Origin of the sequence: Massilia scottii (assembly GCF_030846495.1) — a bacterium.
GTDB lineage: Bacteria > Pseudomonadota > Gammaproteobacteria > Burkholderiales > Burkholderiaceae_D > Telluria_A > Telluria_A violaceinigra.
In genome coordinates this window covers 53,248-68,438 of the sequence record NZ_JAVCWM010000029.1, presented here as the reverse complement: position 1 = coordinate 68,438, position 15,191 = coordinate 53,248, and the positions used below count along the sequence as shown (strand labels likewise).

At 67.7% G+C, this 15,191-nt stretch carries 14 protein-coding genes and 2 pseudogenes; 9 read left to right on the top strand and 7 right to left on the bottom strand.

Annotated elements, in window-relative coordinates; all coding sequences use genetic code 11:
- Position 1 precedes the first annotated feature (1 nt).
- Positions 2-229: a hypothetical protein gene (locus RBA41_RS28060; RefSeq protein ID WP_306627675.1), complete on the top strand. Its 228-nt coding sequence runs from the start codon at positions 2-4 to the stop codon at positions 227-229.
- Here RBA41_RS28060 and RBA41_RS28055 read toward each other — a convergent pair.
- The 3 genes from RBA41_RS28055 to RBA41_RS28045 all read right to left on the bottom strand — a co-directional run bounded on the left by RBA41_RS28055 (position 226) and on the right by RBA41_RS28045 (position 2,867).
- Positions 226-1,551, bottom strand: a complete 1,326-nt coding sequence (locus RBA41_RS28055) for a HAMP domain-containing sensor histidine kinase (RefSeq protein ID WP_306627674.1) — start codon at positions 1,549-1,551, stop codon at positions 226-228. The two genes, RBA41_RS28060 and RBA41_RS28055, sit on opposite strands and share 4 nt — an antisense overlap.
- Positions 1,544-2,248: a response regulator transcription factor gene (locus RBA41_RS28050; protein ID WP_306627673.1), complete on the bottom strand. Its 705-nt coding sequence runs from the start codon at positions 2,246-2,248 to the stop codon at positions 1,544-1,546. Before RBA41_RS28050 ends, RBA41_RS28055 begins: the two co-directional genes overlap by 8 nt.
- Before the next feature lie 73 nt (positions 2,249-2,321).
- A complete protein-coding gene (locus tag RBA41_RS28045; RefSeq protein ID WP_306627672.1) occupies positions 2,322-2,867 on the bottom strand; it encodes a periplasmic heavy metal sensor in 546 nt (181 codons plus the stop codon).
- A gap of 162 nt (positions 2,868-3,029) precedes the next feature.
- Here RBA41_RS28045 and RBA41_RS28040 point away from each other — a divergent pair.
- The 3 genes and pseudogenes from RBA41_RS28040 to RBA41_RS28030 form a co-directional block, all read left to right on the top strand.
- A pseudogene (locus tag RBA41_RS28040) lies at positions 3,030-3,207 on the top strand (ArsR/SmtB family transcription factor); the annotation flags it as partial.
- A 59-nt stretch (positions 3,208-3,266) separates the two neighbouring features.
- Positions 3,267-3,716: pseudogene (locus RBA41_RS28035) on the top strand (arsenate reductase ArsC).
- 139 nt (positions 3,717-3,855) lie between these two features.
- On the top strand, positions 3,856-4,080 hold the full coding sequence (locus RBA41_RS28030) for a hypothetical protein (RefSeq protein ID WP_099873190.1): 225 nt from the start codon (positions 3,856-3,858) through the stop codon (positions 4,078-4,080).
- A gap of 16 nt (positions 4,081-4,096) precedes the next feature.
- Here the strand turns inward: RBA41_RS28030 and bla are convergent, their stop codons facing one another.
- On the bottom strand, positions 4,097-4,993 hold the full coding sequence (gene bla / locus RBA41_RS28025; protein WP_306627671.1) for a class A beta-lactamase: 897 nt from the start codon (positions 4,991-4,993) through the stop codon (positions 4,097-4,099).
- Between the two features lie 177 nt (positions 4,994-5,170).
- On the opposite strand from bla, the gene RBA41_RS28020 reads away from it, so the two are divergent.
- From RBA41_RS28020 to RBA41_RS28000, 5 genes are all read left to right on the top strand, one after another.
- Positions 5,171-6,250 carry a HAMP domain-containing protein gene (locus RBA41_RS28020; protein WP_306627670.1) on the top strand — a complete coding sequence of 360 codons (1,080 nt, stop codon included), beginning with the start codon at positions 5,171-5,173 and terminating at the stop codon, positions 6,248-6,250.
- 19 nt (positions 6,251-6,269) lie between these two features.
- Positions 6,270-6,839, top strand: coding sequence for a DUF8082 domain-containing protein (locus tag RBA41_RS28015; protein ID WP_306627669.1), 570 nt, complete (start codon positions 6,270-6,272; stop codon positions 6,837-6,839).
- A 519-nt stretch (positions 6,840-7,358) separates the two neighbouring features.
- Positions 7,359-8,105, top strand: coding sequence for a hypothetical protein (locus tag RBA41_RS28010; protein ID WP_306627668.1), 747 nt, complete (start codon positions 7,359-7,361; stop codon positions 8,103-8,105).
- 128 nt (positions 8,106-8,233) lie between these two features.
- Complete coding sequence (locus RBA41_RS28005) at positions 8,234-9,082, top strand: hypothetical protein (protein WP_306627667.1); 849 nt, start codon at positions 8,234-8,236, stop codon at positions 9,080-9,082.
- 105 nt (positions 9,083-9,187) lie between these two features.
- Positions 9,188-11,500, top strand: a complete 2,313-nt coding sequence (locus RBA41_RS28000) for a vWA domain-containing protein (protein ID WP_306627666.1) — start codon at positions 9,188-9,190, stop codon at positions 11,498-11,500.
- A gap of 13 nt (positions 11,501-11,513) precedes the next feature.
- Here RBA41_RS28000 and RBA41_RS27995 read toward each other — a convergent pair whose 3' ends face one another.
- The 3 genes from RBA41_RS27995 to RBA41_RS27985 are packed head-to-tail and all read right to left on the bottom strand — an operon-like array spanning position 11,514 to position 15,153.
- Complete coding sequence (locus RBA41_RS27995) at positions 11,514-12,632, bottom strand: glycosyltransferase family 4 protein (RefSeq protein ID WP_306627665.1); 1,119 nt, start codon at positions 12,630-12,632, stop codon at positions 11,514-11,516.
- Positions 12,629-14,851, bottom strand: a complete 2,223-nt coding sequence (locus RBA41_RS27990) for a glycosyltransferase (protein ID WP_306627664.1) — start codon at positions 14,849-14,851, stop codon at positions 12,629-12,631. Before RBA41_RS27990 ends, RBA41_RS27995 begins: the two co-directional genes overlap by 4 nt.
- On the bottom strand, positions 14,848-15,153 hold the full coding sequence (locus RBA41_RS27985; protein ID WP_306627663.1) for a hypothetical protein: 306 nt from the start codon (positions 15,151-15,153) through the stop codon (positions 14,848-14,850). Before RBA41_RS27985 ends, RBA41_RS27990 begins: the two co-directional genes overlap by 4 nt.
- Between the last annotated feature and the right edge of the window lie 38 nt (positions 15,154-15,191).

The window sequence follows — 15,191 nt, the reverse complement described above, 5'->3', positions numbered from 1 at the left end:
CATGACCCCGTACGCGAATCTTTCGGGCGACTCCGGCGTGCAGGCTTACCGCATCGGCGCGCGCCAGATCGCCGTGCAGTTCGCCGGCGGCGCGGTGTATGTCTACACCCATGCCAGCGCCGGGCGCGAGCACGTGGAGCAGATGAAGCTGCTGGCGCAGGCGGGGCAGGGCCTGGCGACCTACATCAGCCGGCACGTGCACGACGCCTACGCCAGCAAGCAGCCTTAAAGGCCCGGCAACGATGCGGGCAACTGCACCCGGAAGCAGCAGCCTCCCGGCTCGCCCGCCAGGCAGCGCACTTCGCCGCCATGATGGCGCGCGATCTGGCGCACGAGACTGAGGCCCAGGCCGACGCCGCCGGCCGACTCGCTCGCGCCCGGTACCCGGTAAAACGGCTCGAAGATGCGTTCGCGCTCCGCCTCCGGCACGCCGGGGCCGCTGTCGCACACGTCGAGCACGATCGCTTCCTTGCCGTGCAGGCGCAGGCTGGCGTGCACGCCCGAGCCGGCGCCGTAGCGGGCCGCGTTTTCCAGCAGATTGCGCACCAGGCGCCGCAGCAGGCGCGCGTCGCCCGGCAGGGTCAGCGCCGCCGCGTCGAAGGTCGCGCCCACCCGCGTGCACTCCTCGGCCACGATGGCGGCCAGGTCGGCCTGCTCGTCGCTGCGCGCCAGCTCGGCGGTGGCGTCGAGCCGGCTGGCCAGCAGGACTTCATCGATCAACTGGTCGAGTTCGCCGATGTTGCGTGTGAGCTCGTCGCGAATCGCCGGCGCCGCCTGTTCCTGCATCAGTTCGACCGCCATGCGGATCCGCGCCAGCGGCGAGCGCAGTTCGTGCGAGGCGTTCGCCAGCAGGTTCTTCTGCGCGCCGACCAGCGCCTCGATGCGCGCCGCCGCCTGGTTGAAGCTGGTGGCCAGGCGCGCCACTTCATCCTTGCCTTCGACCGCGACGCGGGTGCCGAGCTGGCCGCCGCCCCAGGTTTCCACGCTCTCCTGCAAGCGTTCCAGGCGCCGCGTGAGGCGCCGCACCGCCGGGTAGGCGGCCACCGCCACCACCAGCGCGATCAGCACCAGCATCGCCAGCAGCCCGAGCGGGGCGCGCTTGCCGTAGGCGCGCTGGCCGACCAGCCAGCGGCCGTCCGGCAATTGCAAGGTGAACACCGCCATCGGTCCGAACAGCTTGGCGCCGCGCCGGGCCTTGGTCAGCGGCGGCAAGGGCTCGCCGGCGGCCGCGACCGGCACGCCGGCGCGCGTGTACAGCGCCAGGTCGGTGTGCAGGCGCCTGGCCCAGCGGGTCAGCGCGGCTTGCTGCTGCGCACTCGACGCGCTGGCGGGCGGCAGCACGCTGGACGCCAGCTCGGCGATGGCTTCGTTGCCCGAGTTCAGGTGTTCCGGATCGTAAAGCCAGTGCGCCAGCCCGAACAGGCAGGCCGCCAGTCCCAGGCTGATCATCAGCGCACCGTAAATGCGCAGGTACAGGCGGTGCGCCATCGAAAAACGCCGTCCGCGCGCTGCGCCATCGGCGCGCACCGCCTTGCGCTCGCGCCTACGCATCCTGGACCTTGGCGAACACATAGCCGGCACCGCGCACGGTGATGATGCGGCGCGGCTGCTTGGGATCGTCCTCGATGGCCTGGCGCAGGCGGCCGATATGCACATCGATCGAGCGGTCGAACGGTTCCAGCGACTCGCCCTTGACGGCGTCGATCAGGTGTTCGCGCGAGAGCACGCGCCCGGCGCGCTCGGCCAGCGCCAGCAGCAGGTCGAACTGGTAGGCCGTCAGGCTGCGCGGCTGGCCGTCGATGCTGACCTTGCGCGCGCCGGTGTCGATCGCCAGGCGCCCGAACTGGCGCACGCTGGCCTCGGCCCCGGCCAGCTGGGGACGGCGCAGCACGGCGCGCAGGCGCGCCAGCAGTTCGCGCGGCTCGAACGGCTTGGGCAGGTAATCGTCGGCACCGAGTTCCAGCCCCACCACGCGGTCGAACGGGTCGCCCTTGGCGGTGAGCATGACGATCGGCACCGAGGCCAGCGGCGCGCCCAGGGCGCGGATGCGCCGGCACACCTCCAGGCCGTCGGCGTCGGGCAGCATCAGGTCGAGCAGCACCAGCGCCGGCGCGTTCGACTGCAGCTCGGCCAGGCCGGCGGCAGCGGTGCCGGCGTGCGCCACCGTGTACCCGTTCTGGCCGAGGTAGGTGACGACCATGCCGGCCAGGCGCTCGTCGTCTTCGATCATCAAAATGCGCGGAAGCATGCTGGAGGTGACTTGTCGTCCAAAGTGTCGGAAGGCCCAAGGATACATGGCTCGGTGGATTCGGGGCAGGCGCTCATTGCATGCGTTTTTTCATGTGCGCGGCGAAGCGCACGCGCTGCTCGGGGGTGAGCACGTCGGCCGCGTCCGTCACCGCGTCCAGGATGCGTTTGCTGACATGGTCGAGCCGCTGCATTTCGTCCACGCGCAGCTGTTCCAGGGCGACCCGGTCGATGCTCGGGGCCGATAGCAGCGCGTGCGCCTTGTGGCGGCTGGCCTTGTGCTCGCGGTGCATCGGTTGCAGGTCGGCGAAAGCAGCTTTGGCGATGGCGGACAGGCGCGCCTTTTGCTCGGCCGTGCCGTCGCCCAGGAGATGTTCGACCATCCTGTCGATGTGCTTGGCGGCGTCGGCCGGGTCCATGGCGGCGACATGGCCGCGATGGCCGTGCATGCCGCGCCCTTCGCCGGCAAAGCTGGCGCCGGCCAGGGACATGGCGCCGGCGGCCAGCCCGAGGGCGGCGCCGACCAGCCAGCGGCGGCCGCGCCGCTTGGGGCCATGCTCGCCGTCAGGGTGGCCGTGGTGGTGGTGCGGATGCGGGTGCGAATGTTTATGCGGATTCATGGGCTGCCTTTCGTAAGTGCAAGACCAGGGTGGGCTCGCAGGGTTCCACTGTAGGCGGCGCCCCTGTCTGCTTCGTGTGCGGCCGGTAAAGTTTTGTAAAGCGGGCGCTTGTGCATCTTCGACGTTTCCAATATTAGGGAAACATCGAAGATGGAGTGGAAAATGGAAAACAAGAACGCACTGGCGGCGCTGTCCGCGCTGGCCCAGGAATCGCGGCTGGCGGTGTTCCGGCTGCTGATCGAAGCGGGGCCGGGCGGCATGTCGCCGGGGCAGATCGGCGAGCGGCTCGGCATTGCGCCATCGTCGCTATCGTTCCACCTGAAGGAACTGAGCCATGCGGGGCTGATCGCACCGACCCAGGGCGGGCGCTACCTGATCATTCACTTCAAGAAAATGCCCATGAAAAACGTCCTGTTCCTCTGCACCGCAACTCGTGCCGCTCGATTCTGGCCGAAGCGACCGTCAACCATCTGGCCCCGGCCGACCGGCGAAGTGCATCCGCGCTCGCTGGCCCTGCTGGCGCGCGAAGGCATTGCCAGCGCGGGGTATCACAGCAAGTCGTGGGATACGCTGCCGGTCGTGCCCGACATCGTCATCACGGTCTGCGGCAGCGCAGCCGGGGGAACCTGTCCCGCCTACCTGGGACCGGTGCTGCGCGCGTACTGGGGCGTGGACCACCCGGCCCATGCCAGCGGCACCGACGCGCAGATCGACGCCAGCTTCATGCAGGCGTACGCCACGCTGCGCGCGCGCATCGAGGCGCTGTTTGCGCTGCCCGCAGCCACCTTGGACGGCGCGCCCGACACCCTGAAACACGAACTCGACCGGATCGGTACGCTGCACGGATAACCGGCAGTCGGGAGCTGCACCGCAGTAACAAATTGTTACATCTTGCCATTCAGTTAAAAAAGCTGGAGGTGCGATGGCGAACAGTGTTGCCTAATACGTAGGCATACCCTGAAGACAAGTAAGTTAATACGGGCAGCAGATGAAATACCGGGGGAAGGAAGCACGCAAGGCCTACGGCATGTCCCGCATGGTCAAGGCGATCGACCGCGCCATCGACTCATCGTCCGACGAGGAGAAGGCACGCGCGGCGCGCTGGGCCTCGGCGTGGGGCGCGATCAGCGGGATTCACTCGCGTGGCATCCGGCTGCGCCGCACCGACCTGTTCAAGCAGCTGCCGCGCAGAAAAACGGCCTCGAACGCCTGACGCGCCGCCACGGCTGTTACACGCGCCCTAACTCCTCCATCACGATCCGCGTTGCCGCAGCCAGAATCTCGCTATTGGCCTTGGCGTCCGGCGCCGCCTGCGTGTAGTACAGCGCCAGCACCACCGGCGCACCCTTGGGCGGGAACACGATGCCGATATCGTTGCTTGAACCGTAAGCGCCGGTGCCCGTCTTGTCCGCCACTGCCCAGCCGGCCGGTACGCCCGCGCGGATGCGTGTCGCGCCGGTCGTGTTGCCGCGCATCCATGCCTGCAGCAAGTCGCGGTGTGCCGGCGGCAAGCCATCATCGAGCGCCACGCGGCGCAGCAGGGTCGCCATCGCCTCCGGGGTGGTGCTGTCGCGCGGATCGCCGGGAATCGCCGAGTTGAGCTCGGTTTCCCAGCGGTCCAGCCGGAACGCGGTATCGCCCACGCTGCGTGCGAACGCCGTGACGCCAGCCGGGCCGCCGATCATTTTCATGAGCAGGTTGGCGGCTGCGTTGTCGCTGTACTGGATGGTGGCCTCGCACAGCTCGGCCACCGTCATGCCCTTGTCCAGCTCTCGCTCGGTAATCGGGGAATACGTCACCAGGTCGGCCTTGGTGTAGCGGATGCGCTGTTCCAGCAAGCCCGGCACGTTCCTGGCGTGCGCGAGGATGGCGGCCGAGGCGATGGCCTTGAAGGTGCTGCACATCGGAAAACGCTCGCCGGCGCGATGTCCCAGCTGCCGGCCGTTGCCGGTATCGACCGCGGCCACGCCCAGACGTCCGCCGGCGGCCTTTTCCAGCGCCGCCAAGCGCGCTGGCGTGACGGCGACCGGGCCGGACGTTAAAGCGCAGCCCGCGAGCAGGGGAGCGCAGGCGCCCGCGACCAGCAAGGCGCGCCGGCGTGGGGAAAAGGGGAGTGAAGAAGTCATGGAGGCTTTCGGTTAGGGGGTGGACGGCACAGTGTTGTAGAGCCGCCATTCTCCACGATGCCTTGTCCCATCTCAACCATTGTCTTGTGGAAATATGGTCTTCTGTCGATATCCCCTCTCCGCTTGCGCACGGTGCGCAGGGCGCCGCCGGGCTGTCCACAGAAAAGGAAACTCCCGATGAAATCCGAATCGTTCCGCCTCACTATTTTCCACAAGCTGGTGATCACCTTGCTGGCGGTATCGCTCATTCCGCTGCTGGGCGTCTGGTACGCGGGCAGCAGCCAGGCGCGCTCCGACGCGACAGCGACCAGTTCGCAGCACCTGATGATGACCGCCAGCGGCATCGCCACCGGCATCAACGGCTGGGACGAGGCGAACGTGCGCGCGCTGCGCCAGACCGCCAAGCTCGACGACATCCGCAGCATGGAGCCGGCACGCCAGACGCCGATCCTGCGCGCCATGGGCGAAACCTACGATTGGGCCTTCGTGGTCTTCACGATCGAACCGACCGGCGAGAATATCGCGCGCAGCGACGACAAGCCGCTGACGCGCTTCGGCGAACGCAGCTATTTTCAGTCGGCCATGAAGGGCGAGATATCGAGCCGCCAGGTGCTGATCAGCAAGTCGACCGGCCGTCCCGCCCTGACCTTGGCCGTGCCGGTCCGCAATGCCATGGGCGGCACGGTCGGCGTGCTGGCCATGGCCATGAAGCTGGACGATATTTCCAGGGTCATCAAGGATACCCGCATCGGCGAGACCGGCTACGCGATCCTGCTCGACGCCGATAACAAGGTGATCGCCTCGGGCCGGCCCGACCAGGCCACCGACGCGGTGCAGGACATGAGCAACTATCCGGCCCTGAAGATCGATGGCATCGCCGATCAGCCGACCGTGTATGCGTCGGGCGAGAAGCGCGTGGTCGGCTACGCCCGCAAGTTGCCGCAGGGCTGGACCTTGCTGGTGGAACAGGATTACGCCGAAGCCTACGCCACGCTGGAACGCATCGAAACCGGCGCGCACGCACTGATCCTGCTGACCGCCGTGCTGGTGGTGGGCGTGGCCGCCTTCCTGGCCAAACAGTTGACGATGCCGATCAACCAACTGATCGTGGTAGCGGAACAGCTGAGCAAGGGCGAGTTTACGGAGACCATTCCGGGCACCATGCGGGGTGATGAGATCGGCTCGCTGGCGCGTGCCATCGAACGGCTGGGCATCAGCATCCAGATGGCCATCAGCCGGCTGAGCCGCAGAGCTTGACGCACGCAAGGGGAATGCCATGGCACACCAGGAGCTGATGCCGTTCGGCGGCATCGTGGAACAGTTGCGGCATTTCCGCGACCAGCGCCGCACCGGCACCGCGTTCATCGTCAGCGACGACAACCGCATGGCCCAGGTGCACATGGACAGCGGCAATATCGTCATGCTGCTGTGCCGCGGGCATCGCGGGGAAGCGGCGGTGGCGGCGATGCGCACCATGCTGCGCGCCAGCGTGCGCTTCGACGACAGTTATGTGGCGAAGCAGACGGGCACCGGGGCGGCCGGGGTCAACCTGATGGACTTGCTCAACGATCCGGCGCCGCTGCGCGCGCCGGCACGGGTGGGGCCGCTGCCGACGCGCCCGCGTCCGGCGCCGGCCGCGTTTGCGCGCGAGGACCTGCTCAAGCTCGAACGCATGCTGGCCGTGCACATCGGGCCGATGGCGACCATCGTCTGCGCCGAACATGCCAGCGAGGCGAGCGACCTGCGCACGCTGGTGATGGCGCTGGCGGCCGATATTCCGGACAAGAAGCAGGCGGCGGATTTCCGGCTCGATGCCGGGCGCGCGGTGGGGCTGGGGGCGGTTTAGGGTGGCGGGGAGGGTGCGGTTTCCAGGGTATGGCCACGACGAGCAGCAGCGCGCCCCCAGCCATCATCAGCAATGCGTTTTCCATGAATTGCATGGACCAGGCGAATTTGCCACATAGCATGCCGGCCCCGCATACCACCGCGCCGCTGTAGACAAGCACCTTGCGCCAGAGGGGCTGGTCGAGAAGCGGCTCGGCCAAAGTCGCGCCGGTCAGGGCCAGCGGTGTTTCAGCGGCGCCGGCCAGCATCGGCGGTCCTTCGGCGGCAACGGCCCGGGCCGCGCGTTTCAGCAGAATATCTTCGCCGCGCGCCGCTGCGGCAAACCCGCAGGCGGTACAGGTATCGCGCGCGGCGCTATTGCTGCGTCTGCAGATGTGGCATTGCCACTCGTAAGCTTGCATGGTCGGACATCCATAAGTGAATGCGACGCAGTGTAGCATCGGTTCACTTCACATTCAGCACATTCCCACCGCACATGCGCTTGCTACGCTCGTGGTCAGACAAGTTTCCCTGGAACGCCATGATCGACCATTACGAGGCGGTGCGGCTGCCTTTCAAGCCCGCGCTGCCATATCACACGCTCAGTGATTCCGTTCGCGCAGCGCTGTGGTTTGGCGGCGTGATCCTGCCGCTGATTTCGCTCGCGCTCGTGCACGTCGGCTATGTGGGGGGCAGCATGCCGCTACCGGGCACCATGCTGATCCACGTGTTCCTGATTATCAGCGTCCCGCTCGCCAATGCGCTGCTGCTGCGTGCAATGATGAGCGAGCGGCCTTCGCCGCCGCGCCCGCTGGCGTTGCTGCACGGTTTCGCAGCGACCGTCAGCACCATCTACACCATCGTCTTCCTGCCGCTGATTCCGATCACCACGGCCGTAATCCTGAGTTACGGCATCTTCTTGCTACTGGTGCTCGCACCGCTGCTGTCGCTGATCGCGTTGCTGGCCGGGCGCCGCCTGCTCGGCGAGATGGTGCGGGAGACCGGTGGGGCACCGCTGCCGTCCGCGTGGCCCGGTGTGCTGGTGGCGATGGCCGTCGTTGCCGCTGTCGAGTTACCGGCCGCCGTGACGCTGATCGGCATGCGCATGGCGACCAGCAGCGTGCATGCCACCAGGGCCGACGGCGTGCGCCTGCTGCGCCACTTGGGCAACGAGAAAATGATAGCAAGCATGTGCAAACGGCAGGACACCAGCGTCACGGACCTGAGCGGGCTGATGCTAACGATAGCCAACCCGATCAAGCGGACGCAAGCGTGCCCCGTGTCGTAGGCTTGCATCGTTGGTTATCCTGTCATTGCTGCGCAGTAGCGTATTATCGGCCGACTTCACATTCAGCACATTCCCACCGCACACGCGCTTGTTATGCTCGTGGTCTGTCAAGTTTCCTTTGGAATGCCATGATCGATCTGTGCGACTCCGCAAGCCCCGCCGTCGCGCCAGCGCCGCCCCACGCAGTGCGTTCTCATCTGCGCGCAGCGATCTGGTTCGCCGGCGTGATCCTGCCGGTGATCGCGCTCGCTGCCCTGTTCGTCGGCCTGCGCTGGGAAGGCGCTGTCCTGTCGCTCACCTTGAAGGTCTACATCGTCTTCATTGCCAGCGTCCCGCTGGCCAATGCCATGCTGATACGCGCGGTCGATAGCCAGCGGCTCGAGCTGTCGCGTCCGCTGGCGCTGCTGCACGGATTTGCGACCGGGATCAGCGCCGTCTTCACCATCTTGTTTCTGCCGCTCACACCGGTAGGCGTAGTGGGCCTGATTGTCTTCGGCATCGGCCTGCTGCTGCTCGCGCCGCTGCTGGCGCTGATCGCAACGCTGGCCGTGCGGCGCGTGCTCGCCTGCCGCCTGCTGCACAGCGGCGGCGCGGCGCTGCCCTCCGCGTGGCCCGGCGCGCTGCTGGCGCTGGCCATCGTCGGCGCCATGGAACTGCCGTCCGTCGTCACGCGGGCCGGCATGCGCATGGCGTCCGACAAGACACACGCCACCAGCACGAACGGCATACGTCTGCTGCGCTACCTCGGCAACGAGAAAATCATGCTGCGCATGTGCCACGGAGAGGGCGATTTCCCCGTCGACCTGACGGGGATAGTGCTAAACAAGCGCGGCTCGACCAGCGCCGAGGAAGCGCGCGCCGTCTACTACCGCACCACCGGCACCCCGTTCAGCGCCGTGCCGGCTCCTTCCGGGCGACCCGTGCACGCTGGTGATGGCGCTGGCGGCCCGTATGCCGGACAAGAAACAGGCCGCTGATTTCCGGCTCCAGCATCACAATACCGGCCCACTTCACGTTCAGCACATTCGCACCGCACACTGCCTTGTTATGCTCATGGTCTGTTAAGTTTCCTTTGGAACGCCATGATCGATCATCACGAGTCCGTAAGCCCCTCTCCCGCGCCGCCGCCAGCAGTGCGCTTTTCCGTTCGCGCAGCGATCTGGTTCGCCGGCGTGATCCTGCCGGTGATTGCGGTTGCGGCCCTGCTCATCGGGGTATTCTGGGCGCAGATGATCCATCTGCTCACCTTGTCCGCGCACCTGTTCCTGATTGCCAGCGTCCCGCTGGCCAATGCCCAGCTGATGATCGCCCTCAAGAGCGGGCAGCCTGCGCTGTCGCGCCCACTGGCGCTGCTGCACGGCTTCGCGATCGGGATCAGCGCCTTCTTCACCGTGCTGTTCCTGCCGGTCACGCTGGGCGGCGTGGCCATGATCATCTACTTCGGCATCGGCTTGCTGATGCTCGCACCGCTGCTGTCGCTGGTGGCGACACTGGCCGCGCGCCGCTTGCTCGGCCGCCGCCTGCTGGAGACGGGCGGCGCGCCGCTGCCCTCCGCCTGGCCCGGCGCACTGCTGGCGCTGGCCATCGTCGGCGCAATGGAACTGCCGACCGCCGTCACGCGGCTCGGCATGCGCATGGCGACCGACGAAGCACACGCCACCAGTGCGAACGGGATACGCCTGCTGCGCTACCTCGGCAACGAGGACATCATGCTGCGCCTGTGCTACGGAGATGGCAACGTCGGACTCGACCTGATCAGCAGCATGCTGATGAAGGGCCCCGGGACGAGCGCCGAGGACGCGCGCGCCGTCTACTACCGCCTCACCGGCACCCCGTTCAGCGATGTGGCGAACCTGCACCTGGCCAGTTCGCGTATCGATGGCACGCTCGATGCGCGTGCTGCACTCGGCTCGCTGGAATGGACCATGGTGCTTCGCAAGGAAAAGTACCATTGGAAGGAAGCGCACGCGCAGGTCACGTTACCGGCCGGCGCCGTGGTCACGCGCGTCACGATGCGCGACGACAGCGGGGAGCACGAGGCGACAGTCGCCGGGGGCGCACGGTCGCGCGCGGAGCAGGAGGAAATCGCTTGGTCCAAGCGTCCGCCCATCCTGGTGACCACGGCCGGCAAGGACCGCATCATGCTCGCGCTGCGTCCGGATCAGAAGGGAAGCGAGCTGACTTTGCGGATTGCGATGACCGCGCCGCTGGTGCTCAATGAAGCGCGCCTGGGCTATCTTCAGCTGCCCGCGTTCAGCGAACACAATTTCGAGATCCCGCCGGCCTTGCGCCATGCAGTGTCGGTGGAATCGGCCAGCGCGCTGCAGGGCGCGCCCGGCATGCGCGAGGAAACCGGCGCCACGCTGCCATTCGCGGTGCGCGGCGATATCGCCGAGCCGGTGCCCGGCGTCGGCGCGGCCATCATCAGCGCCTTGCGCGCGCCGGACGATACGCAGGCGTGGAGCCCCGACCCGACGGTGCAAAACGGAGCCATCGTGCAAACCATCAGCCAGAAAGCTGCCCGCATTCCGCGCCGCGTGGCGCTGGTCATCGACGGCTCGATGGCGCTGGCGGCGCAACGGGAGCAGCTGGCGCGCGCCGCGACCTCCTTCCCGGGCAATGTGGAACTGGGTGTGATCGTGGCCGGTAACGAGGCGCCGCAGGTGTTCCTGCACGATCATTCCGATTCGCTGGCCAGCGTGCGCCATCTGCAGGACATCGCGTATGAAGGAGGTCACGACAACAGCGCGGCGCTGCTGATGGCGTGGGAATGGGCGGCGGCCAGCAGCGACGGCGCGGTGGTGTGGATCCACGGGCCGCAACCCATCATGCCGCGCTCGGCGAACGCGCTGCTGCAGCACTACCGGCAGCGCCCGGACCAGGTGCGCATGTTTGCGCTGGAAGCGGTCACCGGTCCCAACGTTCTGTGGGAAAGGATGGAGGGCATCGCCGCCCTGTCACGCGTGCCGCGCATCGGGTCGCTGCACGACGACCTGGTGCGCCTGCTCAGTGGCTGGAAACCGGGGGCGCAGCAGATCGTGGCCGAACGCCGCCGCAGAACGGAGCGGCAGCCGGCGCAGGAACAGACCTCGCCGCACCTGACACACCTGTGGGCGGGCGAACGCGCCGCACTGCTGCGCGCGAAGAACGCCCTGGCCACGCCGCAGGAAGAAGAGCAATTGCGGGGCCTTGAGCAACTGCCGTTGGAGAAGACGGATACGCCGGTGCCCGGCGCGCAGCCGCAAGCGGTCACCGGCCGGAAAGCGGCGCAAGCGGCCGGCATGGGCATCGTGCCCGAACCGGAAACCGTGTTGATCACGGTCGTCGCTCTGGCCGTGCTGGGATGGCGCATGCGCTTCCATCTGCGCACGCCCTACCCGGCTTCGCCCGAGTGAGGCGCGAGCCTGGTCAGCTATCCAAAGTGCCGCTGACCAGGTCCGCCACCAGGGTGGTCAGGCGGCAGCGCGCCCGCGCGGGCGCAAACGTCTGCGCATGGCGCCATGCGCCGGGGGCGAAGGCGGCAAAGCCGTGCGCCTGCCACGGCGGCGAGCGGACCAGCGCCAGCTCGTCGCCGATGGCCTGGGCCAGCGCCGCGATGTCGCCCGTCGGCACCAGGCGCGCCAACCCGCCCGCGATGGCCGGCGTGTTGGAATTGTCGTAGCAGACCACCCGGCACCCGGCCGACAGCGCTTCGACGATCGGCACGCAAAACCCTTCATGGTAGGTGGGCAGGACGAATACGTCACCCTGCGCCAGCAAGCGCTGTTTGAGTTCGTCCGGGGCGTCGCCGTGCAGGCGCAGCGTGACGCGCGAGCCGAAAACGCGCGCCCACTCGGCAGCCGCGCCGTGCACCGCATCGACCAGCGCCGGCTCGGAGAAACCCAGGTTGGCCACCAGGTCGAGCGCGATGCGCGCGCTACTGTCGGCCCGCAGGCAGCGCGCCACCGCGTCCAGCAGGTCGGCCACGCCCTTCGACTGCACCAGGCGGCCGATGAAGACGATACGCACGATGCCATCGGCATGCCCCGGCTTGGCGGCGCAGGGCTGCGCCTGTCCGTGCACCGCCAGCGGCAGCACGCTCGCCGGGGTGGTCACGGCCGCCGCGCGCAGCACTGCCAGGTTGCTGGCGCTGTCGCAGGCCACGTGGTCGGCGAACATGACGTTTCCCATCTGCGCGAACGACTTGTCGATGGTGGCGTGATGTTCGGCGCCGACGAACTGCTTGGGCGTGATGTTATGGAACACCACCAGGCGCCGCGCATGCGCCGGCATCAGCATGATCAGGTCGAACAGCGGATAGAAAATCCCGAAATGGAAAATGACCGCATCGCTGGCCTGGAAATGCGGGTCGGGCACGATGTCGGTGACGTCGCGCACGAGCCGGTGCGGCACGGCGGCATGCTCGCAGGCGTAGGCGAACAGCACCACCTCGTGGCCGGCCTCGATCAGCCAGCCGATGTTGTCGGCGATGGCGTTCGAGATGGCGTCGTTCCTGACGCAGATGCCGTGGACGACCGAAATTTTCATTGACGCGCCTGCGCAAACCGGCCGAGCGCGATGCCGTACAACGGCGCGCTGTCCTGCGCCATGCGGGACGAGATGAATTTGTCTTCAAACAGCGCGCGCCCCGCGCGGCCCATGACGGCGCGCAGTTCTGGCGATGCGGCCAGCGTGCCGATGGCGCCGGCCAGCGCGGCACTGTCGTCCGGAGCCACCAGGATGCCGTTGACGCCATCGCTGACCACTTCGGGCATGCCGCCGGCGGCGCAGCCGATCACCGGGCGCGCCTCGCGCATGGCTTCGACGAACACCAGGCCGAACGACTCGTAGCGGCTGGGCGCCACGAACACGTCGCAATCGCGGTAGGCGGCGCGCAGGGTCGCATCGTCGACGCGGCCTTCAAACGTGACCCGCTCGCCCCACGCGGCCAACTGGCCATTGCGGCGGCAGTGTTCCTTGTAGCTGATCGCCGCGCCCGACATGAGCAGCGTATCGTCGCCGATGATGCGAAAGCGCACCCGCGGATGCTGCGCCAGCACCGGGTCGACCGCGGCAAGCAGCACGTCGATACCCTTGCGCGCTTCAAGGCGGCCGACGAACAGCACCGTGATGCTCCCATCGGCGCGGGTGGCCGGCGCCACCGCGTGCGGCACGTCGGGCATCCCGAGCGGCACCAGGCGCAGGGTGGCGTCGTCGAAGCGGAAGCCGTAAGCCTGCTCGATGTCGCGCCGGATCGCGGCGCTGTTGGCGCGAATCGCCTGCGAACGCTGCATGAGTTCCTTTTCGAGCGCCAGCATGGGCGTGCCGAAGCGCGCCATCCACGCGGCATCGTCGCGCAGTTCGGTGCGGCCCTGCAGCGAGAAATGCAGGGTCGTGTGCAGGCTGGTGACCAGCGGCCACTCGGCGGCCAGCAGAAAGGCCGCGCCTTCGGCATCCCAGATGGGCGCTTCGACCAGGTCCAGCGGACGCTGGCTGGCAATGCGGCGCGCCGCGGCCAGCGCGGTGGCGGACCAGTTCCAGATTTCTTGCGGGATGCTGCGCTCCATCGCTTCGCAGGTACGCGCGTACTCGCGCAGCGCGATCCGGTGCACCCACACACCGCCCACCAGTTCAACGTGGCTGTGGGTGGCGCTTTCGGTAATCACGTACACCTGGTGGCCTTCGGCGGCCAGCGCCTCGGCCAGGTCGCGGCTGAAGGTGGCGATGCCGCCGCGGTGATTGGGCGGGTAGTCGCGCGAGACCAGCACCAGCGTGCGGGCCTGCGCATTGCCGACGGTGGCAAACGGCAGGAATGCACCCTGCCAGCGCGCGCGTTTGGCGGCGTCGATGCCGCCGGCGACCGGTTTCAGGCCATGAAGAGTGCCGATGTTCCAGGCGCGCGCATGTTCGTCCTCGAACCGGGCGCGGCGCTCTTCGCCGGCGCTGCCGTTGGCGATCATGAATTCAAGGTGGCGCCGCTGCGACGCGGCCGCTTCGCCGTTGTGGGCGTCGATCTGGGCACGCGTGGCGTACGCCAGGCCGTGCTTGAGCGAGAAGTAGATGGTGTTCTTGAGGATCGGGTAAATCGCGCGCGGCAGCCGGGCATGATCGCGCACTTCGTTGGGCGCGGTCTTGTGGTGCACGTAGGCGTGCGGCAGCTGCTTGAGCAGGTAGCCGGCATCGACCAGCCGGCAGCAGACGTCGGTCTCGTCGAGGAAGTACTCGAACTCCTCGTCGAAACCGCGCACTTCCAGCAGCGCCGAACGCAGGAAGGAGGCGTTGGTCCCCTGCAGATAGGGAAATTCGCGCGAGCCGGGAAAGCACAGCTGCGGCGTGCCTTTGCGGTGGCTGATATCGACGTCGCCAAGCCGGTTGGCGGTGGCGTAGTGGTACTGGAAAGTGTAGCCGCTGCTGTCCAGCACGCGCCCGCCGGCGCCGCCCACGCCCGGCTCCTGGTAGGCCGCGGCCAGTTCGGTGAGCCATTCGGGTTCGGGAATGGCGTCGTCGTCGATGAACGCCACCACGTCGCCGGCGGCCATGCAGATGCCGATATTGCGCGACACCGACAGGTTGCCAACATCGCAGCGGGCGGTGCGGATGCGCGGCAGCCAGGACGCGATCACCTGCTCCGAATCGTCGGTGGAAGGTCCGTTGACGACGATAACCTCGAACCGGCCCGCGTAGCGCAGGCGGCACAGGCTCTCGAGCGTTTCCTGCAGCAGGGCGGCGCGGTTGAGGGTATTGATCACGATCGAAAAAGTGATCATGGGCGCTGCGCGGCCTCCAGCTGGTCGAGGCGCTCGCGCAGCGCTGCCAGGTCGCGCCCGATCAGGCGCAGCGCGACCGGCGTGGACACGACCAGGTTGGCCGGATCGCGCTCGGCCGCCAGTACGCGGGCGTTGAGCTCGGACATCGTCTTTAGCAGCATCGGCAACTGTTCCCTGGCCAGGGCATCGCGCCGCAGGTTATCGTCCGGCAGGCGCACGACGGCCACCACGGTCCGGATGAGGCGGCCCAGCAGCGGCCATCCCGCCATGCTGCGCACGGCACGTTTGATCAGCGTTTTCATCGGACAGCACCTATTTTCTCTATAGCAAGACTGGCGGA